Source organism: Streptomyces sp. NPDC001880, assembly GCF_053594575.1.
The window spans coordinates 1-20,865 of sequence record NZ_JBSFET010000004.1; the positions used below are offsets into that span (position 1 = coordinate 1).

18 protein-coding genes and 1 riboswitch are annotated in these 20,865 nt (G+C 72.5%); of the genes, 11 read left to right on the forward strand and 7 right to left on the reverse strand.

The window, feature by feature from the left end:
* Positions 1 to 89 precede the first annotated feature (89 nt).
* The 4 genes from ACWCQ6_RS03575 to ACWCQ6_RS03590 all read right to left on the reverse strand — a co-directional run bounded on the left by ACWCQ6_RS03575 (position 90) and on the right by ACWCQ6_RS03590 (position 4,773).
* Positions 90 to 2,027, reverse strand: coding sequence for a helix-turn-helix domain-containing protein (locus ACWCQ6_RS03575; RefSeq protein ID WP_451085123.1), 1,938 nt, complete (start codon positions 2,025 to 2,027; stop codon positions 90 to 92).
* A 30-nt stretch (positions 2,028 to 2,057) separates the two neighbouring features.
* The gene (locus ACWCQ6_RS03580) at positions 2,058 to 2,864 is read right to left on the reverse strand and encodes a 3-hydroxybutyrate dehydrogenase (RefSeq protein ID WP_451085124.1); all 807 of its coding nucleotides are present in this window, start codon (positions 2,862 to 2,864) and stop codon (positions 2,058 to 2,060) included.
* Positions 2,865 to 3,079: 215 nt separating this feature from the next.
* On the reverse strand, positions 3,080 to 3,313 hold the full coding sequence (locus ACWCQ6_RS03585) for a ferredoxin (protein ID WP_451085125.1): 234 nt from the start codon (positions 3,311 to 3,313) through the stop codon (positions 3,080 to 3,082).
* Positions 3,313 to 4,773, reverse strand: coding sequence for an aldehyde dehydrogenase (locus ACWCQ6_RS03590; protein WP_451085126.1), 1,461 nt, complete (start codon positions 4,771 to 4,773; stop codon positions 3,313 to 3,315). Before ACWCQ6_RS03590 ends, ACWCQ6_RS03585 begins: the two co-directional genes overlap by 1 nt.
* Before the next feature lie 213 nt (positions 4,774 to 4,986).
* Between ACWCQ6_RS03590 and ACWCQ6_RS03595 the strand changes: the two genes are divergently transcribed.
* Positions 4,987 to 6,027 (forward strand): MBL fold metallo-hydrolase, encoded by a 1,041-nt coding sequence (locus tag ACWCQ6_RS03595; RefSeq protein WP_451085127.1) that lies wholly within the window; start codon positions 4,987 to 4,989, stop codon positions 6,025 to 6,027.
* Positions 6,028 to 6,082: 55 nt separating this feature from the next.
* Here the strand turns inward: ACWCQ6_RS03595 and ACWCQ6_RS03600 are convergent, their stop codons facing one another.
* Positions 6,083 to 6,643, reverse strand: coding sequence for a DinB family protein (locus ACWCQ6_RS03600; protein ID WP_451085128.1), 561 nt, complete (start codon positions 6,641 to 6,643; stop codon positions 6,083 to 6,085).
* A gap of 130 nt (positions 6,644 to 6,773) precedes the next feature.
* Positions 6,774 to 6,847: riboswitch (cobalamin riboswitch) on the forward strand.
* 131 nt (positions 6,848 to 6,978) lie between these two features.
* Between ACWCQ6_RS03600 and ACWCQ6_RS03605 the strand changes: the two genes are divergently transcribed.
* The 6 genes from ACWCQ6_RS03605 (at position 6,979) to ACWCQ6_RS03630 (ending at position 13,555) form a co-directional block, all read left to right on the forward strand.
* A complete protein-coding gene (locus ACWCQ6_RS03605) occupies positions 6,979 to 8,253 on the forward strand; it encodes a prenyltransferase/squalene oxidase repeat-containing protein (protein ID WP_451085129.1) in 1,275 nt (424 codons plus the stop codon).
* Complete coding sequence (locus tag ACWCQ6_RS03610; RefSeq protein WP_451085130.1) at positions 8,250 to 8,936, forward strand: SCO2322 family protein; 687 nt, start codon at positions 8,250 to 8,252, stop codon at positions 8,934 to 8,936. Before ACWCQ6_RS03605 ends, ACWCQ6_RS03610 begins: the two co-directional genes overlap by 4 nt.
* On the forward strand, positions 8,933 to 10,090 hold the full coding sequence (locus ACWCQ6_RS03615; protein ID WP_451085131.1) for an energy-coupling factor transporter transmembrane component T: 1,158 nt from the start codon (positions 8,933 to 8,935) through the stop codon (positions 10,088 to 10,090). The genes ACWCQ6_RS03610 and ACWCQ6_RS03615 overlap by 4 nt, the downstream gene beginning before the upstream one ends.
* Entirely contained in the window at positions 10,087 to 11,799 is a 1,713-nt protein-coding gene (locus ACWCQ6_RS03620) for an ABC transporter ATP-binding protein (RefSeq protein WP_451085132.1), read from the forward strand. The genes ACWCQ6_RS03615 and ACWCQ6_RS03620 overlap by 4 nt, the downstream gene beginning before the upstream one ends.
* Positions 11,796 to 12,617, forward strand: coding sequence for an ECF transporter S component (locus ACWCQ6_RS03625; RefSeq protein ID WP_451085133.1), 822 nt, complete (start codon positions 11,796 to 11,798; stop codon positions 12,615 to 12,617). Before ACWCQ6_RS03620 ends, ACWCQ6_RS03625 begins: the two co-directional genes overlap by 4 nt.
* Positions 12,618 to 12,814: 197 nt before the next feature.
* Positions 12,815 to 13,555: a hypothetical protein gene (locus ACWCQ6_RS03630; RefSeq protein WP_451085134.1), complete on the forward strand. Its 741-nt coding sequence runs from the start codon at positions 12,815 to 12,817 to the stop codon at positions 13,553 to 13,555.
* Positions 13,556 to 13,668: 113 nt separating this feature from the next.
* On the opposite strand, the gene ACWCQ6_RS03635 is transcribed toward ACWCQ6_RS03630, so the two are convergent.
* A complete protein-coding gene (locus tag ACWCQ6_RS03635) occupies positions 13,669 to 14,838 on the reverse strand; it encodes a steroid 3-ketoacyl-CoA thiolase (protein WP_451085135.1) in 1,170 nt (389 codons plus the stop codon).
* A gap of 280 nt (positions 14,839 to 15,118) precedes the next feature.
* On the opposite strand from ACWCQ6_RS03635, the gene ACWCQ6_RS03640 reads away from it, so the two are divergent.
* Together ACWCQ6_RS03640 and ACWCQ6_RS03645 are read left to right on the forward strand one after the other, a co-directional pair.
* Complete coding sequence (locus tag ACWCQ6_RS03640; protein ID WP_451085136.1) at positions 15,119 to 16,369, forward strand: cytochrome P450; 1,251 nt, start codon at positions 15,119 to 15,121, stop codon at positions 16,367 to 16,369.
* Positions 16,370 to 16,537: 168 nt separating this feature from the next.
* Entirely contained in the window at positions 16,538 to 17,545 is a 1,008-nt protein-coding gene (locus ACWCQ6_RS03645; protein ID WP_451085137.1) for an AEC family transporter, read from the forward strand.
* Positions 17,546 to 17,661: 116 nt separating this feature from the next.
* Here ACWCQ6_RS03645 and ACWCQ6_RS03650 read toward each other — a convergent pair whose 3' ends face one another.
* Positions 17,662 to 19,659 carry a bifunctional glycosyltransferase 87/phosphatase PAP2 family protein gene (locus ACWCQ6_RS03650; RefSeq protein WP_451085330.1) on the reverse strand — a complete coding sequence of 666 codons (1,998 nt, stop codon included), beginning with the start codon at positions 19,657 to 19,659 and terminating at the stop codon, positions 17,662 to 17,664.
* A 475-nt stretch (positions 19,660 to 20,134) separates the two neighbouring features.
* Here ACWCQ6_RS03650 and ACWCQ6_RS03655 point away from each other — a divergent pair, with 475 nt between their 5' ends.
* Positions 20,135 to 20,263, forward strand: coding sequence for a hypothetical protein (locus tag ACWCQ6_RS03655; RefSeq protein ID WP_451085138.1), 129 nt, complete (start codon positions 20,135 to 20,137; stop codon positions 20,261 to 20,263).
* Positions 20,264 to 20,306: 43 nt separating this feature from the next.
* Positions 20,307 to 20,795 (forward strand): GNAT family N-acetyltransferase, encoded by a 489-nt coding sequence (locus ACWCQ6_RS03660; RefSeq protein WP_451085139.1) that lies wholly within the window; start codon positions 20,307 to 20,309, stop codon positions 20,793 to 20,795.
* The last annotated feature ends 70 nt before the right edge of the window (positions 20,796 to 20,865 follow it).

Below are 20,865 nucleotides of genomic sequence, written 5' to 3' on the forward strand. Positions count from 1 at the left end.
GCCGACCGGCTCAAGAACGGGCCCGGAGAGGGTGGTTCCGGGGAAGTGCCGGAGGGCGAACTGAACTGAACGGGGCGACGGCCGGCTGATCAACGTTGCAGTTCCAGGGCGCGACCCGGTTCGTTCCAGTCGCGGCCCAGCAGCACCTGCACCCGGTCCAGCCGCTGCACCACCGTGTTGACGTGCACGTGGAGTTCGTCCTTGGCGCGGACGAGACTGCCGCCGGACCCGAAGTAGGCGCTGAGGGTGCGCACCAGGTGGGTGCCGCGCTGCGCGTCGTACTCCAGCAGCGGCCCGAGCGTCGCCGAGACGAAGCCGTCGACGTCCTGGGTGTTGCCCAGCACCACGCCCAGGAAGCCGAGTTCATCGACGCAGGCCCCTTCCCCGGTGCGCCCGAGGACCCGCATCGCTCGCAGACAGCGGGCGGCCTCCTCGTACGCGGCGGCCAGTTCCCGGGCGCCGCGCGCCGGGCCGGTGGCGGCGACGGTGACGGGGGTCTGGGCGAGCTGGCCGAGCTGGGCCGCCGCCATGCGTGCCGCTTCGCCCGCGGCCGGTCCGCGGTCATCGGCCGCCACCAGCAGCACCACGGTCCCGGCGTGTTCCGCGCTCACCCCGTGGACGTCGCCGCCGAAGAGGTAGCGCACCGCGGCGGGGGCCAACCGCTCCCGGGCCCCGCCCTCGGCCACCAGCAGCAGATGCGGGCGGTCGAGGTCGATGCCCAGGCGCCGGCCGCGTTCGGTGAGTCCGGCCGGGTCGCGGTCCACGTCGGTCAGCAGATCGGTGATCAGCTCGCCGCGTATCCGGTTCTCGGTCTCGGCGACGGTGCGCCGCAGCAGCAGAAGCAGTCCGGTGACCACCGAGGCCCGCTCGAACAGCCGCCGGTCGGAGTCGTCGAGCTGTCCGCGCCGGTGCAGGACCAGTCCGGCCAGGAGTTCCCGCCCGGCGAGGACCGCGCAGATCCACCGGCCGTCGCGGTGCACGGCGCGGGCGCCGGTACGGGATTCCTCGGCGGTCTCGGCCAGCCATCCGGCGTCCATGCTGTCGGCGGCGAAGTCCGTGCCGTCGGGCCGGACGGCCGCCAGGAGCCGCCCGCCCGGGTCGTGAATGGTCAGCGGGGAGTCCAGCAGCCCGGCGACCGCCGCCGCGACGTCCGTGACGTCCCGGCCGCGCAGCACCAGGTCGGTCAGCCGGTCGTGGGACTCCTCGGCCCGCCGCATGGCCGCCGAATGCGCCCGTACCGCCGCATTCGCCTCCGCCAGCTCGGCGTTGGCCCCGGCCAGTTCGTCCAGTGCGGACCGGGTGTCGGCGAGCGCGCGGGCGGTGTCGATGGCGATCGCGGCGTGCGCGGCGAGGGAGCAGAGCAGCGCGACCTCGTCGGGGCTGAAGACGCGGGCCGCGCGGTCGGCGGCGAAGAGGACGCCGATGACCTTTCCGGTGCCGCCGCGGCTGGAGCCGAGCAGCAGCGGTACACCCAGGATGGCGACGAGCCCTTCGTCCAGCACCCCGGCATTGATGTTGCGGGTGTGGTGGAAGCGGTCGTCGGTCCGGTAGTCGGGGGTCGCGTACGGGCGCGCGGTCTGCGCCACCAGGCCGCCCAGCCCGTGGCCGAGCTCCAGCCGCAGCCGCTGGAAGACCACCGACACCGATCCGTCGGTGACCCGCATGTAGGTGTCCCCCGCCTCCTCGTCGGGGAGGGTGAGATACGCCGTGTCCGTACCGAGCAGCATCCTGGCCCGGCGGACGATCGCCTTGAGCACCTCGTCCAGGTCGCGGGAGGCGGCCAGGTCGCCCGCGGTGTCGAAGAGCGCGGTGAGCTGGAGCTCGCGGCGACGGTGCTGGCGCAGGGCGCCCCTGATCCGCAGGGCGGTGGCGGTGGCCCGTTCCACCTCCGCCAGATCGCCCGCGGGCACACCCGCGGCACGGGCCTGCGAGGAGACGGCGCCCAGTTCCTCGGCGGGGGCGTCGCCGGCCAGCAGGTCGAGCAGGCGCCGCAGATGGGGCGCGGCGGAGGTGGACGGTTCAGACATGGATGGGCCGGCAATCGTAGGGGGCGGGGGTCAGTTGGCGGTCCAGCCGCCGTCCATGGCGAGCGAGGTCCCGGTGATGTGCCCGGTGCGCGGCCCGCAGAGCCACAGCACGGCCTCGGCGACGTCATCGGGCTCGATCAGCCGCTTGATCGCGCTGCGTTCCAGCATGACCCGGCCCACCACCTCCTCCTCGGAGATGCCGTGCGTGCGGGCCTGGTCCGCGATCTGGTTCTCGACCAGCGGGGTGCGTACGTAGCCGGGGCAGACGCAGTTGCTCGTCACCCCGTGCCCCGCCGCTTCGAGCGCCACCACCTTGCTGAGTCCCTCCAGTGCGTGCTTGGCCGTCACGTAGGCCGATTTGTAGGGGCTGGCCCGCAGTCCGTGCACGGACGAGATGTTGACCACGCGCCCCCAGCCGCGTTCGTACATGCCCGGCAGGGTCCGGCGCAAGATGCGGAACGGGGCCTCCACCATGACGCGCTGGATCAACGCGAAGCGCTCCGGCGGGAATTCGTGCACGGGCGCGACGTGCTGGAGGCCGGCGTTGTTGACCACGATGTCCGCGTCGTCGGGCAGGGTGTCCACCGCTGCGGGGTCGGAGAGGTCGATCACCCACGCCGTCCCGCCGATCTCTTCCGCCAGGCTGTTCGCGGCTTCGGCGGCCTTGTCCACCACGTACACATGGGCGCCGGCCGCCGCCAGGGACTGGGCGCAGGCCCGCCCGATCCCGCTCGCGGCGCCGGTCACCAGGGCGGTGCGCCCGGCGAGCGGCGGGTTCACGGGCGGCGGGACGGTGTGCGGGGCAGGCCCGGGGACCGGGCTCTGAGGAGTCTCCATGACCGTCACCGTAAGGATGGCCGGGGCCCTCGTCACACGGGGCCGGTGCACACACCGTCGTACCCCGGCATGGTGATGGTCCACATGGTGCGGGTACGGCGGCGGGCCGTCGGCGCGCCGCGTCCGGTGCCGCCCGCTGCTCCGCGGTCGGCTCCGGGTCCACCGCGGCCGGGCTCTCGGCCGGCCGCGCATGGCGGGTCCTCCCCCGCCCCGGTCTATTCCTCCGGCGGGAAGACGACCTCGCCCGAGCCGGTCAGTGTGATCGTGATCGCCTCGACCGGGCAGCCCTCGGCCGCCGTGAGGACCTTCTCGTCGGCGTCGGTCTCCGGGGTCGCCGGGTGCGACTGCCGGGCGGAGTCCAGTGCGAAGCGGCCCGGTGCGTGGTTCAGGCACATCCCGGAGCCGATGCAGACACCCCGGTCGACCTCCACGGCCCAGCGGTCCCCCATCACGCCCCCTCGTATCCGGCCGGCAGATGGATCATCTTGTGCTCGAAGTACTCGCCGTACCCCTCGGGGCCGAACTCCCGGCCCAGACCCGAGTTCTTGTACCCGCCGAACGGGCCGAGCATGTCGAGGCTGAAGGTGTTCACGCTGTACGTGCCGGTCCTGACCCGGCGGGCGATGTCGATGCCGCGTTCCGTGTCGGCGGTCCAGACGCTGCCGCTGAGACCGTAGTCGGAGTCGTTGGCGATCCGTACGGCCTCGTCCTCGTCGCCGTACGGCAGCAGGCAGATGACGGGTCCGAAGATCTCCTCGCGGGCGATGCGCATGGAGTTGTCGACGTCGCCGAAGAGGGTCGGCTCGACGTACCAGCCCCGCTCCTGGGAAGCCGGACGGCCTCCGCCGGTAAGGATCTTGGCGCCTTCGTCCTGCCCGATCCGGATGTAGTCGAGCGAGCGCCGCTGCTGGCGCTGCGCGACCAGCGGGCCCAGTTCGGTGGCGGGGTCGAGCGGATCGCCGACCTTCAGCGCACCGGCCGCGGCGGCGAACGCCTCGGCCGTCTCGTCGTAGCGGGAGCGCGGGACGAGGATGCGGGTCTGGGCCACGCACGCCTGGCCGTTGATCATCCAGGCGAAGGGAACGATGCCCGCGACGGCGGCGTCCAGGTCGGCGTCGGGGAGGATCACGGCGGCGGACTTGCCGCCCAGCTCCAGGGTGACCCGGGTGAGGTTGCGGGAGGCGACCTCCATCACCCGGCGCCCGGCGGCCACGGAGCCGGTGAACGACACCTTGTCGACGCCGGGATGCCCGACCAGGTACTCACTGACCTCGCGGTCGGCCGGAAGGATCGAGAGCACCCCCTCCGGGAGCCCGGCCTCGGCGGCGATCTCGGCCAGGACGTAGGCGTCCAGCGGGGATTCGGGCGAGACCTTGAGCACCGCGGAGCAGCCGGCCAGCAGCGCGGGCGCGAGCTTGGCGGCGGCGGTGAACTGCGGAACGTTCCACGGCACGACGGCCGCGACCACCCCGACCGGCTCCCGGCGCACCAGCAGCGGCCCGAGCGCCCCGGCCCGCCGCTCCTCGTACGGGAAGTCGCGGGCGACGGTGATCGCCGCGTCCCACACCATCATCGCGGCGAGCGCCTGCACCATGACGCTCGACGTGTACGGGGTGCCGTTCTCCGAGCTGATGACCCGGGCGATCTCCTCGTACCGCACGGCGAAGCCGTCCTTGATCCTGGTGACCACCGCGATCCGCTCGTCCAGGCTCATCCGCGCCCAGGGCCCCTCGTCGAACGCCAGCCGCGCGGCGGCGACGGCCCGGTCCACGTCCGCCTCGCAGGCATGCGGCACCCGGCCGATGACCTGTTCGGTGTGCGGCGAGACGACCTCGATCACGTCCCGGCCCAGCGGATCGACCAACTCCCCGCCGATGAACAGTTTTCCGTGTTCGACAAGCTCGGTCATGGCTGCTGCCTCCCGCGGCCCGGCGCGTTGTCCGACTCAGTATCTGACTCCGTGTCAGAACTGATACCAGTTCCAGTTCCAGGAGTCCACGTCCGCGACAGCACCCCGACGAGATGGTCGACCAGGGCTACTACTGGAACAAGTTCTCGTTACAGTGGGGGCGGCGCACCGGAGCCGCAAAGCCGCACGTCCGTCTAGAGAGATGGGGACCTCATGGCGCAGGTGACCGACCACGGCGGGGGCGTGCACAGCATCAAGGTGCCCATCCCGGACAATCCGCTCGGCCATACCCTCGTGCACGTCCTGGACACCGACCGGGGGCCGGTCCTGATCGACACCGGGTGGGACGATCCCGAGGCGTGGGACACGCTCGGTGCCGGGCTCGCCGCCGTCGGTACGGAGATGGCCGACATCCACGGGGTGGTCATCACCCACCACCACCCCGACCACCACGGGCTCTCCGGGCAGGTGCGCGAGGCCTCCGGGGCCTGGATCGCCATGCATGCGGCGGACACCGCGATCGTGCGGCGTACCCGCGGGTCCCGGCCCGGTACCTGGCTGACGTATCTCGCGGCCAAGCTCACCGCGGTCGGCGCGCCCGAGGAACACCTCGCGCCGTTGCGGGCCGCCGCGGCCGACGGGGGGCGGATGCGGACCCTGCCGGGGCTGGGGGCCGCGCTGCCGGACCGGGAGATCGCCCCCGGTGAGCTGCTCGATCTGGCGGGGCGCAGGCTGCGGGCGATCTGGACGCCGGGGCACACGCCGGGGCATGTGTGCCTGCACCTGGAGGAGGAGCATCCGGGGAATCTGCCGGGCCGGGGGCGGCTCTTCTCGGGGGATCATCTGCTGCCGGGGATCAGTCCGCACATCGGGCTGTACGAGGACCCGGACGACGCGACGGCCAGCGATCCCCTCGGCGACTACCTCGACTCGCTGGAGCGGATCGGCAGGCTCGGGGCCGCCGAGGTGCTGCCCGCCCATCAGTACGCCTTCACCGATGCGGCAGGACGCGTACAGGAGCTCCTCGGTCATCACGAGGAGCGGCTGACCGGGCTGCTGGGGCTGCTGGCGCAGCCGCTGACGCCGTGGGAGCTGGCCGAGCGGATGGAGTGGAACCGGCCCTGGGAGCAGATCCCGCACGGCTCCCGGAACATCGCCGTCTCGGAGGCGGAGGCGCATCTGCGGCGGCTGGTGAAGCTCGGGCGCGCGGAGGCGGTGCCGGGGAGCGAGCCGGTGACGTACATCGCGGTGTGAGTGCGGGGCGGGGCGGGCCGCCCCGCCCCGCGAAGCTCATCTCACCGGCCGGGCCTCACTGTCCCACCCTCCCGTCGATGCACTCGCGCAGCAGGTCGGCCTGCCCGCAGTGCCGGGCGTACTCCTCGATCCTGTGCACCAGCAGCGACCGGACGGAGATCCTGTCCTTCCCCAGCCGCTCGCCCAGGTCCGGGTGCGCGGCCAGCGCGGCGTCGGTCGCGGCCTGCTCGCGCTCCAGATCGGCGTAGGCGGCGTCGACCACGGCCTGATCGGCGACGGCTCCGTCGAAGTCCGCGTCACGCTTGCCGTACAGCTTGGGCAGCGGTTCACCGTCGGTGATCCAGTTGCGCCAGTCCCGTTCCACCTCGGCGAGGTGGCGCAGGAGGCCGAGCAGCGACATCGTCGACGGCGGGACCGACCGCCGGGCCAGCTGCTCCGCGTCCAGACCCTCGCATTTCATCCGCAGGGTCAGCCGGTAGTCGGTCAGGTAGTCCTGGAGCGTCGGGAGCTCGCCGTCCGGGCCGGCACCTTCCGAGTTGCGGGGGTCGTCGTCCGGGTCCGCCCACATGTCGGGGTAGACGGTCGCCTGGGTCCAGCGTGCGGGGTGATCACTCATGCGGGAGATGGTCGTCCGTGCGGGGCGGATCCCGCCAGTGGGTTTTCCGCGTCGCGGGCGAGCCGAAGCCGCCCCGGGCCCTGCCGGGCGCGCCCGGTAGAGTGTACGGGTCGTCATCATGCCCGTTCAGGGGGAAGCCGGTGCGAATCCGGCACTGACCACGCAGCCGTGAACCGTCGTCGCAGACGGTGAGTCGGAATGCCCTGTCCGCGGTCGTGACCGGCTCGGACCTCCGGACCCACCGGTGGTCGGCACCGTCGAGGAATACGGAGCCGGAGCCTGGTGCCTGAGCGTGCCTGTGCCCGGTTCACCCCGCAGGAGAGGCCCCGCCAGCCATGACCGTACGCCGCAGCGCCGCAGCGCTCGCCGCCACCGCCGCCGTGCTCTGCACGGCCGCTGCGCCGGTCGCGGTCGCAGCGCCGTCCCCCTCGCCCTCGCCGTCCGCCGCACTGCCCGCCGGGCTGTACGGCACGAAGGACCCCACCTACGACGGGGTGTGGCGGCAGTCGATGTCCTTCCTCGCCCAGCGGGTGGAAGGGGTCACACCGGCGGCGAAGTCGGTGGACTGGCTGGTCTCCCAGCAGTGCGCCGACGGCTCCTACGCCGCGTACCGGCCCGATGTCTCCAAGCCGTGCGACGCGAAGACGGTACGGGACACCAACGCCACCGCGGCCGCCGCCCAGGCGCTGGCCGAGGTCGGCGGGCACCGGGAGACCGTGAACAACTCGGTGCGCTGGCTGAAGTCCGTGCAGAACGAGGACGGCGGCTGGGGCTACACCGCCGGCGCGCCCAGCGACGCCAACTCCACCTCCCTGGTGATCGGCGCCCTCGCCCGGCAGGGGCAGCGGCTCGCGGACATCACGACCCCCGGCGGCAAGACCCCCTACGATCCGCTGCTCGCACTCGCAATCCCGTGCGGCGGCAAGGACGGCGGCGCCTTCGCGTACCAGCCCGACAAGAAGGGGAAGCTCACCGCGAACGCGGACGCCACCGCGGCCGCCGTGCTCGGCGCGATGGGCAAGGGGATGGCCGTCGGGAACAACGCCGCGGGCAAGGCACCCCGCTGCCAGACCGGTTCCGGCCTCACGCCCGAGCAGGCCGCCCAGAACGGCGCCCACTACCTCGTCGGCGCCCTCGCCGGCAGCAACCACCTGAACCAGGCGCCGATGCCCGGTGCCGCCGACACCACCCCGCAGCCCGACTTCGGCAACACCGCCGACGCGGTCGTCGCCCTGTCCGCCTCGGGCCACCAGGACAAGGCGGCCGGGGCCGTCGACTGGCTGAAGAAGAACTCCGCGGACTGGGCCGCCCAGAGCGGCCCCGCCGCCTACGCCCAGCTCATCCTGGCCGCCCACTCGACCGGCGACGACGCCCGGGACTTCGGCGGCGTCGACCTGGTCGCCCGGCTGAACGCGGCCGGCCCCGAGCCCGCCGCCGTCGTGACGCCCGACCCGTCCGCCGACACCGGGTACGTGCCCACCGAGAAGGACCAGGTCCACAGCGGCGACGACGTGATCGGCGGCGTGTGGTGGTACATCGGCATCGGCCTCGTCCTCTCCGCGATCGCGTTCTTCCTGATCAGCGGTCGCCGCAAGAACAGGCAGCCGTGAGGCGCGCGGCACGGGCCACCGCGCTGCCGGTGGTCCTGGGCGCCGTCCTGGCCGTGCTCGGCGCGGGACCGGCCCAGGCGGCCGGCTACCGGTACTGGTCGTTCTGGGAGAACTCCGGCTCCGACTGGACGTACGCCACCCAGGGCCCGTCGCTGGTCCGGCCGGACGACGGGGCGGTGCAGGGTTTCCGGTTCTCGGTGAGCGAGGACTCCCAGGACTCGGCGAAGCCGCGCCGCACCCCCGACTTCACCGAGATCTGCGCCGGCACCCCGGCCAAGGACGGCACCAAGCGGATCGCGCTCGTCATCGACCCGGGCACGGCCGCGGACGCCCCGGCCGGTGAGACACCGCCCGCGCCGCGCACCGCGTGCGCGCGGGTGAGCCCGGACGCGAGCGCCGCGGAGGCGCTCGCCGCGGTGGCCGCGCCGTTGCGGTACAGCAGCGACGCGATGCTCTGCGCGATCACCGGCTATCCGGCCTCGGGCTGCGGCGAGCAGGTCTCCGGCGACGGGAAGGGGACGCCTGCCGAATCCCCGTCCGCCTCGGCCGCACCGGCCGGGTCCGCCGCGTCCTCCGGCTCGGGCGGCTCCTCCGGCCCGTCCGCCGGGGTTCTCGTCGGGGTCGGCGCCGTGCTCCTCCTCGGCGCCGCCGCGGTCGTGCAGTCCCGCCGCCGCCGCGGATGACCGCCCCGACCGGCTCCGCTGTCCTGGCGCGCAGCCGTCCGCTGCGCGCCCCCGAGGCGAACCGGAGCAACGCCCTGCCCGCCGGGGCCTGGTGGCTGTGGGCGCTCGGCCTCGCCACCGCCGCGTCCCGGACCACCAATCCGCTGCTGCTGGGGATGCTCGTGGGGGTGGCCGGTTACGTCGTGGCGGCCCGCCGCACGGACGCCCCGTGGGCCCGTTCGTACGGAGCGTTCATCAGGATCGGGCTGTTCGTCGTCGGGGTGCGGCTGGTCTTCTCCGTCTTCCTCGGTTCGCCGATCCCCGGTACCCACACGCTGTTCACGCTCCCCGAGGTGCCACTGCCCGAATGGGCGCAGGGGGTCAGGATCGGTGGCCGGGTCACCGCCGAGCAGCTGGTCTTCGCGCTGTACGACGGGGCGAAGCTGGCCACCCTGCTGATCTGCGTCGGTGCGGCGAACTCGCTCGCCAACCCGGCCCGGCTGCTGAAGTCGCTGCCGGGCGCGCTCTACGAGGCGGGCGTCGCCGTCGTCGTAGCGATGACGTTCGCGCCGAACATGGTCGCCGACGTGATGCGGCTGCGTACCGCACGGCGGCTGCGGGGCCGTCCGACCGGCGGCGTCAAGTCGGTCCTCCAGATCGGGCTGCCGGTCCTGGAGGGCGCGCTGGAGCGGTCGGTCGCGGTGGCGGCGTCGATGGACGCGCGGGGATACGGGCGCACCGCCCAGGTCCCGCCCGCCGTCCGGCACACCACGAACGTCCTCACCCTCGGCGGGCTGCTCGGGATGTGCGCCGGTACGTACGGTCTGCTGGCCGCGCAGGGTGCGGTGTACGGGATGCCGCTGCTGCTCGCCGGGCTCGTCGCCGCGGCGGCCGGGCTGCGGCTCGGCGGGGCCCGTTCGGTGCGTACCCGCTACCGGCCCGACCGGTGGGGCGTGCGGGCCTGGCTGGTGGCGGGTTCGGGCGCCGCGGTGGCGGTGGCGATGATCTGGGCGGGCGTGGTCGACGAGGCGGCGCTGCACCCCGGGGTCGTACCGCTGGTCGCGCCGGTGCTTCCGCTGTGGCCCGCGGCCGCGGTGCTGATCGGGCTGCTGCCCGCGGTGGTGGCGCCGGTGCCGCCGCCGGCGGGCGCCCCGCGTTCCAAGGAGATCCAGTGATCCGGTTCGAGCAGGTCTCGGTGCACTACGAGGGGGCGGCGCGTGCCACCCTCAGCGGGGTCGATCTGACCGTTCCCGAGGGCGAGCTGGTGCTGCTCGTCGGTCCGTCCGGGGTCGGCAAGTCGACACTGCTCGGTGCCGTTTCGGGGCTGGTGCCGCACTTCACCGGCGGCACGCTGAACGGGCGGGTAACGGTCGACGGGCGCGACACCCGTACCCACAAGCCTCGTGAACTCGCCGATCTGGTCGGCACGGTGGGCCAGGACCCGCTCTCCCACTTCGTCACCGACACGGTCGAGGACGAGCTGGCGTACGGCATGGAGTCGCTGGGCCTGGCCCCGGACGTGATGCGGCGGCGGGTCGAGGAGACCCTGGACCTGCTGGGGCTCGCAGAGCTGCGCGACCGGCCGATCGCCACGCTCTCCGGCGGCCAGCAGCAGCGGGTCGCGATCGGTTCCGTCCTCACCCCGCACCCGAAGGTCCTGGTCCTCGACGAGCCGACGTCCGCGCTGGACCCGGCGGCGGCCGAGGAGGTCCTCGCCGTGCTGCAACGGCTGGTGCACGACCTGGGGACGACGGTCCTGATGGCCGAGCACCGGCTGGAGCGGGTGGTGCAGTACGCGGACCGGGTCGTCCTGCTGCCGTCGCCGGGCGCCGCCCCGGTCATGGGCGCGCCGTCGGACGTCATGGCCGTCTCCCCGGTCCACCCGCCGGTCGTCGCGCTGGGCCGGCTGGCGGGGTGGGAGCCGCTGCCGCTCTCGGTCCGCGATGCACGGCGCCGGGCGGCGGGCCTGCGCGAGCGGCTCGCCCCGGTGCGGCCGCCCGCTCCGGAGCCGGTGGCCGCTCCCGCTCTGCCGCCCCCGGCCGCCTCCCCCGTGCGGCGCGGCGCCCTGGCCCGGCTGCTGGGCCGCACCGCGCGGACGGCCGGCGTGCCCGAGCCGGTCGCCGATGCCACGGCCCGGGTCGAGCGGCTCGGCGTACGGCGCGGCCGCGTCGAGGCGCTGCGCCGGGTGACGCTCACCGTCGCCCCCGGCGAGACCATCGCCCTGATGGGCCGCAACGGCGCGGGCAAGTCCACCCTGCTGGCCACGCTCGTCGGCATGGTCGAGCCCACCACCGGCACCGTCCGGGTCGGCGGCCGGACCCCGCACCGCACGGAGCCGCGCGACATGGTGCGCCGGGTCGGCCTCGTGCCGCAGGAGCCACGGGATCTGCTGTACGCGGACACCGTCGCCGCCGAGTGCGCCGCGGCCGACGGTGACGCGGGCGCCGCCCCGGGCAGCTGCCGTGCCCTGGTCTCCGAGCTGTTGCCGGGCGTGCCGGACGACACCCATCCCCGCGATCTCTCCGAGGGCCAGCGCCTCGCGCTCGCCCTGGCGGTCGTGCTCACCGCGCGGCCCCCGCTGCTGCTGCTGGACGAGCCGACCCGCGGCCTGGACTACGCGGCAAAGGCCCGGCTGGTCGGGGTGCTCCGGGGCCTCGCGGCCGACGGTCACGCGATCGTGCTGGCCACGCACGACGTGGAGCTGGCCGCCGAGCTGGCGCACCGGGTGGTGATCCTCGCCGACGGGGAGACCGTCGCGGACGGCGAGACCCGGCAGGTGGTGGTCTCGTCCCCGGCGTTCGCCCCGCAGACCGCGAAGATCCTCGCCCCGCAGGAGTGGCTGACCGTGGCGCAGGTGCGCGCCGCGCTGGGAGAGCCGTCATGAGCGGGCGCCAGGTGCGGCCGGTACGGCTCGGGCCGCGCACGATCGCCGCGCTCGTGCTGGTCAGCGCGATCGGGGTGGTCGCGTTCGGCTGGCCGCTGCTGGTCGGCCCCGGCGCCGACCCGGCGCACCTGCAGGACGCGCCGTGGCTGTTCGCCGCGCTGCTGCCGCTGCTGGTCGGGGTGGTCGTCGCGATGATCGCGGACTCCGGTCTCGACGCGAAGGCGGTGGCGATGCTGGGGGTGCTGGCCGCGGTCGGCGCTGCGCTGCGGCCGCTGGGGGCGGGCACGGCGGGGCTGGAGCCGATGTTCTTCCTGATGGTGCTGAGCGGCCGGGTGCTCGGGCCCGGCTTCGGCTTCGTGCTCGGCTCGGTGACCATGTTCGCCTCGGCGCTGCTCACCGGCGGGGTGGGGCCGTGGATGCCGTTCCAGATGCTGGCGATGGGCTGGTTCGCGATGGGCGCGGGCCTGCTGCCGGGCCCGGACCGGCTGCGCGGGCGGGCCGAGCTGCTGCTGCTGGCGGGGTTCGGGTTCGTGGCGTCGTTCGCCTACGGCACGGTGATGAACCTGTACGGCTGGACGATCGTGCCCCCGGCCGGGTCGGGCATCTCGTTCCACGCAGGCGATCCGCTGACGGACAACCTGGTCCGCTTCCTCGCGTACTGCGTGGCCACCTCGCTCGGCTGGGACCTGGGCCGGGCGGTGCTCACCGCGGTGCTGACGCTGACGGTCGGTCCGGCGCTGCTGAAGGCGCTGCGCCGAGCCACCCGTCGCGCCAACTTCGAGGCCCAGGCCACATTTGACGGCACTGGTGAGGGCTGAGCCGCACCGCCGACGCCCGGCACGAAGGCCCCGACCACCGGTCGGGGCCTTCGCCGCGCCTGCGTCCGTATCCGGCCACCCGCTGGAGTGAATAGGGCACTTGATATCACTGGGCCAACTTAATTATTCGTTAGTCCATTTAGGCGCATTCGGCTCGCTCCTCCATTCCCGACGGCCACCCGCGCGTTGTGAGTCTCGTGGAGCCACGAGACTTCTGGGAGCGGAACACCGTCCTGGCGGAAGCTTTTTGCGCCAGCGACGAACGCATGCGCCGGGCGCAGGCGTTGCTGGACGAGATGCAGGCGGAGCGGAGCAGAACGCTGGCCGCCTTCGCCGTCACGGTCGGTGACGATGGATCGATCGCGGACCTGATGGGCCTGAACGAGCGCGAAGTACGGTTGGCACGACGCACCGTCGGCCGCAGCGACGCACGGTCCCTGGCCGAGAAACTCCTGCGCCGACGCAAGTCCCCGGCGAGTGATTCGGCGGGGGAGCCTGCCGCCGCGCCGGAGAACCCCCTGCCGCAGCCGGCCGAGGAGTCCCCTCCACCGCCGCCCAAGGCCCCGCAGCCCGCCCCACCACCGGCTGCGCCCCCGGTCTCGGCCCCTGCGCCGGCCACGACCGGGACCCTGGCCTACATCCCGTCGCCGTCTCCGCCCGCCGAGGTGGAGAACACCGTCATCTGGTCGCCGAGCATGGACTCCGTACTGCTGTGGAGCTGGGAGTCCGGACTCGATCTGCAGACGGTGGCCGCCGAACTCGGCCTGGACGTACGCGCACTGCTCATGCGCGTACAGGAACTCGCCAACGACGGTCTGCTCACTCTCGCGACACCGGTCGCGGACGTGGGCCGGTCCGGGCGGCACCGGCGCCATGAAGAGGGATACGCGACGTTGTTCAGCCCGACCGCCACCTTCCCCACCCACATGCCGTACTGAGACAGGCTCCCCGTCGCCCAGGCGACACGGGCCCCGGCCGGACGACCGGCCGGGGTTCCCCCACACCTCCCGCCCCACGGGCGCAGCACCCCGGGCCGGGGCCCACCTGCCTGTCAGAGCCGCTGGATGATCGTCCCGGTGGCCAGGGCGCCGCCCGCGCACATCGTGATGAGGGCGAACTCCTTGTCGCGGCGCTCCAGTTCGTGCAGGGCCGTGGTGATTAACCGGGCCCCGGTGGCGCCCACCGGGTGGCCGAGCGCGATGGCTCCGCCGTTGACGTTGACCTTTTCGAGGTCCTGCCCGAAGACCTGGGTCCAGCTCAGCACCACGGACGCGAATGCCTCGTTGATCTCGACGATGTCGATGTCCTTGAGCGACATCCCGGCCTTGCCGAGCACCGCGCGGGTCGCGTCGACCGGCCCGTCGAGGTGGAAGTGCGGGTCCGAGCCGACCAGGGCCTGGGCGACGATCCGGGCGCGCGGCTTGAGCTTGAGGGCGCGCGCCATCCGCTTGGAGGCCCACATGATCGCGCAGGCGCCGTCGGAGATCTGCGAGGAGTTGCCCGCGGTGTGGATGGCGGTGGGCATGACGGGCTTGAGTCGGCCGAGCCCCTCCATGGTGGTGTCACGCAGCCCTTCGTCCCGGTCGACCAGGCGCCACATGCCCTGTCCGGCCGCCTGCTCCTCCTCGGTGGTCGGCACCTGGACGGCGTACGTCTCCCGCTTGAACCGTTCCTCGGCCCAGGCGACGGCGGCCCGCTCCTGCGAGATCAGCCCGAGCGAGTCGACGTTCTCCCGGGTCAGTCCGCGCTTGCGGGCGATGCGCTCGGCGGCCTCGAACTGATTGGGCAGGTCGACGTTCCACTCGTCGGGCCAGGGCTTGCCCGGTCCGTGCTTCGAGCCGCTGCCCAGCGGCACGCGCGACATGGCCTCGACACCGCAGCTGATGCCCACGTCGATGACCCCGGCCGCGACCATGTTGGCCACCATGTGGGAGGCCTGCTGCGAGGAACCGCACTGGCAGTCCACGGTGGTGGCGGCGGTCTCGTACGGAAGCCCCACGGCGAGCCAGGCGTTGCGGGCCGGGTTCATGGACTGCTCGCCGGCGTGGGTGACCGTGCCGCCGACGATCTGTTCGACGCAGTCGGCGTGGATGCCGGTGCGGCCGAGGAGTTCTCGGTAGGTCTCGCCCAGCAGATAGCCGGGATGCAGATTGGCGAGCGCGCCTCCGCGCTTGCCGATGGGGGTGCGTACGGCTTCGACGATGACGGGTTCCGCGGCCATGAGCTCGTCCTCTCCTCGCGCTTCCGCAGGGGCGTCCCGGCGCCCGCGGATGGAACTAGTACGCGTTCTAGTTCTTTAGCAGTCTTATGAGGCTTACCCCCGGTACGCAAGAGTGCTGCACGCTCCTTGTGTCCGCTTCATGCCGTGCCCACTCACTCTTCACGCAACAGAACGGACCGCCGCTCTTGCCAGTTGTAGAACTCGTTACTACCTTTCCGTCAACATCTGATGGGCCGTCAGGCAACGTCCGGGCGGCCCTCGGACCGACCTGGAGCTGCCGATGCCCTGCCCCCATCTGCCCGAAGGGTTCGACTTCACCGACCCCGATCTGCTCCAAGACCGCATTCCGCACCCGGAGTTCGCACAGATGCGGCAGACCGCACCGGTCTGGTGGTGCGCCCAGCCGGCCGGCATCTCCGGTTTCGACGACGAGGGCTACTGGGTCGTCACGCGGCATGCGGACGTCAAGTACGTCTCCACCCACCCCGAGCTGTTCTCCTCCCACACCAACACCGCGGTCATCCGCTTCAACGAGTCGATCAGCCGGGACCAGATCGAGGTCCAGAAGCTGATCATGCTGAACATGGACCCGCCCGAGCACACCCGGGTCCGCCAGATCGTCCAGCGAGGCTTCACCCCCCGGGCGGTGCGCTCCCTGGAGCAGGCGCTGCGCAACCGCGCCCGCTCGATCGTCGAGACCGCGCTCGCCGCGGCCGACGACGACGGCTCGTTCGACTTCGTCACCAACATCGCCGTCGAGCTGCCGCTCCAGGCCATCGCGGAACTCATCGGCGTACCGCAGGAGGACCGGTCCAAGATCTTCGACTGGTCCAACAAGATGGCCGCGTACGACGATCCCGAGTACGCGATCACCGAGGAGGCCGGCACCGAGGCGGCCATGGAGATCGTCTCGTACTCGATGAACCTGGCCGCCGCCCGCAAGGAGTGCCCGGCCAAGGACATCGTCTCCCAGCTGGTCGCCGCGGAGGGTGAAGGGAACCTCTCCTCCGACGAGTTCGGCTTCTTCGTGATCCTGCTCGCCGTCGCCGGCAACGAGACCACCCGCAACGCCATCAGCCACGGCATGCACGCCTTCCTCACCCACCCGGACCAGTGGGAGCTCTACAAGCGCGAACGCCCGGAGACGACCGCCGAGGAGATCGTCCGCTGGGCCACCCCCGTGGTCTCCTTCCAGCGGACCGCCACTCAGGACACCGAACTGGGCGGGCAGCAGATCAAGAAGGGCGACAGGGTCGGGCTGTTCTACTCGTCGGCCAACAACGACCCCGAGGTCTTCGAGAACCCGGAGGCCTTCGACATCCGCCGTGATCCCAACCCCCACCTCGGCTTCGGCGGCGGCGGTCCGCACTTCTGCCTCGGCAAGTCCCTTGCCGTGATGGAGATCAACCTGATCTTCAACGCGATCGCCGACGTACTGCCCGACCTGCGGCTGGCCGACGATCCGCGGCGGCTGCGCTCGGCATGGCTCAACGGGATCAAGCAGCTCCAGGTCAGCACCGCCAAGCGCTGACCGCTGCCGTCGGTTCCGGACGGCGGAGCAGTCGTTTCGGACGGTGGGGGCTCGTCTCGGACGGCGGGGGTCTCATTCCTCACGCCTCGGCCCCCGCCGTCCGTACCGGCTCACGGCATCGCACCCGGCCGAACTCCTGTGCGGGCGGCGCACAATGGCGCGAGGATCATGGCGGACATGCACGCCCTGCTCTCCGCCTTCGCCCCCATATGGATGCTCACCGCCATCGGTTACGTGGTCGGCCGCAGCGGTCTGCTGGGCGATCGGGCGGAGACCGTGCTCGGCCGGTTCGTCTTCCATGTGGCCATGCCCGCCGCCCTGTTCACCATGGCGTCCGGGGCGCGGCCGGCCTCCTTCGCCAACTCCTCGATGGTCGCGTTCGCCGCGGGCACCGCGCTGGTCTGCGGTCTGGGGTTCCTGGCGGCCGGCCGGCTCTTCGGCCGGGGCACGGCCGACCGGGCGATCGGCGGCATGACGTCGGGCTACGTCAACTCCTCCAACCTCGGCATTCCGGTGGCGGTCCAGGTGCTCGGTGACGCGTCGTTCGTCGCCCAGGTCATCCTGTTCCAGGTGCTGTTGGTCTCCCCGGTGATCCTGACGCTGCTGGACACGGGGACGGGGGCGGGCTCCGGGAAGGCCGTGGTGTTCCGGCGGATGCTGACCATGCCGGTCCGCAACCCCATCATCATGGCCTCGTTGCTCGGGGTGGCCGTGTCCGCGCTCGGACTGCGGCTGCCGCACGTGCTCGCCCACTCCTGCGACCTGCTCGGCGATGCCGCCGTGCCGACGGCACTGATCACACTGGGGCTGTCCCTGAACTCCCGCCCGGCCGCCGCTGGTTCGGCGGAACTCGCACCGAACGCGGCACAGCCGGTGCGTACGGAGGGCGCGGGGCGCACGGCGCGTGCCGAGGTCACCGTGGTGGTGGCGCTGAAGACACTGGTCCAGCCCCTGATCGCATGCGCCGTCGGCGGCCCGCTGCTGCATCTGCCGGAGCACCAACTCCTTGCCGTGGTGCTCTGCTCGGCGCTGCCGACCGCTCAGAACGCCTTCATCTACGCCCAGCAGTACGGACTGGACACCCGGCCGGCCCGCGATGCGGTGGTGGCATCGACGGTGACCTCCATGGCGACGCTCTCACTCGCCGCATGGGCCCTCGGGCCGGCCGGCTCCTGAGCTGTTCGAGTGGCGGACCGGCGCCGGAGGGCGGATGCTGGTCAGGCGGCGATCCACGCCGAAGGGGTGCCAGGACGAGGCGTTCGTCCCGGCACCCCTTCGGCCCTTTCGGGCCCTCAGAGCTGCTTGCTGCCCAGCGCCGCGTCCGTCGTTCTCGGTTCCGGCGTCGTTCTCGATTCCGGCAGCGGCGCCGGCCGCTCCGGGGCGTCCCGCGGCTCCGCCACCGGTGCGGTCATCTGCCGCAGCCTCCGCGGCCCCGCCAGCAGATGGGTGAGCCCGAAGCCGAGCGCTACCACGACCGCTCCGCCCACCGCGTCCAGCAACCAGTGATTGGCCGTGGCGATGATCGCGGAGACCGTGAAGAGCGGGTGCAGCAGCCCCAGCGCCTTCATCCACGCCTTCGGGGCCAGCACGGCGACGACCACCCCGCACCAGAGCGACCAGCCGAAATGCAGCGAGGGCATCGCCGCGTACTGGTTGGTCATCGCGGTCAGACTTCCGTAGTCCGGCTTCGCGAAGTCCTGGACACCGTGGACCGTGTCGACGAAGCCGAGCCCCGGCATCAGGCGCGGCGGGGCCAGCGGGTAGAGCCAGAAGCCGACCAGCGCGAGGAGCGTGGCGAAGCAGAGGGCGCTGCGGGCCCAGCGGTAGTCCGCGGGGCGCCGTACGCAGAGCACTGAGAGGATCACCATCGGCACGATGAAGTGGAACGTCGTGTAGTAGTGGTCGAAGAATCCCCGCAGCCGGCCGATGCCCACGACCGCGTGATTGATCCGGTGCTCGAAGTCGATGTGCAGCCGCTGCTCGATGGAGTGGATCTGGCGGCCGTGCTGCTCGGCGGTCGCGCGGCCGGCCGTCGCCGCGAGCCTGACTTGGGCGTACGCGGAGTAGACGACCCTGATCAGGAGCAGTTCCAGCAACAGGCTGGGCCGGCTCGGCACCCGCCGCCATAACGGCAGCGGGACGCAGCTCCAGCGGGCCGGGACAGGGACCGCGTAGTCCGTGGGGATCGGGGGCTGCCAGTGCTCCGAGGTGCGCGGCAGGAACGGCACGGCGCAGGCCGCGGCGAGCGCGGCGATCAGCAGCACGTTGTCGCGTACGGGGCCGAGCGCCTCGATGTTCGGCAGCAGCATGCTCCCGGGCAGGGTGAGCACGAGGACCACGACCGCGGGCCAGACCAGCCGGTCGGAGGCCCGCTTCCCGACCCGGCCGACCACTGCGAGCAGCACCCACAGCAGTTGGTGCTGCCAGGCGGTCGGCGAGACGGCTACGGCGACACAGCCGGTCACGGCGACGGCGAGGAGCGGCTGCCCGTCCCCCGCGTACCGTGCGGCGCGACGCAGCCCGAAGAAGCAGACGGCGGCCGCCGGCATCACGAAGAGCACGATCTCCCACGGGCCCGCGAGCCCGAACCGGAGCAGGGCGCTATGCAGGGACTGGTTGGCGAGGCTGTCCGCGTCGCCGCCGAGCCCGGTTCCCGCGACGTGGTGCACCCAGTACGTCCACGAGTCGCCCGGCATCGCGGCCCAGGCGAGCGCCGTGCAGGCGGCGAACACGGCGCCGCCGGTCAGCGCGGCCTGTCGTCGCCCGGTCAGCCGGAGCAGCGCGGCGAAGAGCAGCACGATCGGCTGGAGCGCGGCAGCCAGTCCGATCAGGATGCCCGCGGCGCGTTCCCCGCGGACCGCGCAACAGCCCAGCAGCACCAGCAGGACCGGCAGGATGCTGGTCTGCCCCAGGTGCAGCGCGTCGCGGACCGGCAGCGAGAGCATCAGCAGGCTGATCGCGACGGGTGCGGCCGGCAACGTGGTGCGCCGGGAAACCGGTCCCGGCAGCGCGCGGGCGGTGACGACGCCCAGCGCGGCGACCAGCAGCAGCGAGCCGAAGGTCCAGGCGACGCCCAGGCTCTGTTCTGCGGTACGGGTCAGTGGTTCCAGTACCAGTCCGGCGAACGGGGTACCGGTGAACCGGTCGTTGTCGTACAGCGAGCCCGTCACATGCAGGACGCCGTTCTCGCCGATCCAGGTCCTCAGTCCGGTGAGCCGTTCGCCCGGCGGCTGTCTTAACACCACCGCCATCTGACGTACAGTCAGAGCGGCCACAAGCAGCCAGAGCAGAGCTCGGGCAGTCCCGGTCCTCGCCCCCGTCGCCGCGTCCCCGCGCGCACTGTGCTCCGCATTCGCCACGCTGCGCCGACCCTCCCGCCGTTCCGGTACCCGTTCCTCGATCCGGGCGTGCCGTGAAACCATCGCATTGCACTACGAGGTAGGCGAAATCAACCCCCTCGTCACCCGACTGTCGTCCCACTTTTGCCCGAAAGCGTGTCCGAGCGGACGGGCGAGGCGAGCCGCCGGAAACGGATCCATGGCCGGAACTGGAACTGCGGTTCGTACGCCCCTTCCCGTGTTGTCGATCACGAGGGAGGCCGACGGGACATGCGGCACACAAGGGGGAAGCGGAGTGTGCGGGGTGAGGGGCGCGCGTGGACGACACGTACTCCGCCGCGGCGGATCGACGGCGGTCACGAGCTGCGCGCGGCCGACGCCGACACCCCGTCCCGGAGGCAGGTGTAACCGGAATGAGTTGCTGGCCGTGGCCGGCGTCCCCGCCTGGGTGCTGTCGCTGCTCGGGGCCGTACTGGTGGTGGTCGCCGCGGTGCTGCTGGTGCGGCGGAGCCGACGGCTGCGGACGGTGCCGTCCGCGGCGGCGGGTGTCCGGTGAAATCGTTGGCCTGCTTGATCGTGCCCAGGTCAGAATGACCGGCATGACCTGGACGTTGGCCCCCGAACCGTTCGACTCCCCCGACGCCTCGTCGCTGCGCCGCGGTTACTACGGCGAGGTCGCCGGCCGGTACTGGGGGCGGCCCGCCACCGCCCAGGAGATCGACGAGGGGCTCACCGACGACGGGGCCGACCTGCTCGTCCCGCCCACCGGTCAGTTCGTCGTCGGCCGGTTCGACGGGACGGCGGCGGCCTGCGCCGGGCTGCTGGTGGTGGACGCGGACACCGCTGAGCTGACCCGGGTGTTCGTACGCCCCGAGCACCGCGGCACGGGCGGCGGCGGGCTGCTCCTGGCGGCCGTCGAGAACGCGGCGCGCGCCTTCGGCATCCGCACGCTCCGCCTCGACACCCGCAACGACCTGGTCGAGGCGCGGGGGCTGTACGCCAAGCACGGCTACCGGGAGGTTCCGGCGTTCCACCGGCGGCAGTACGCGGAGCACTGGTTCGCGAAGGAACTGCCTGCGAGGCCGTAGCGGAGCTCGTTGTACGGCTCAGGCCGCGTGGTCCCGCTTCGATTCGGGGCTGTGCGGCCGTTCCTCGTAC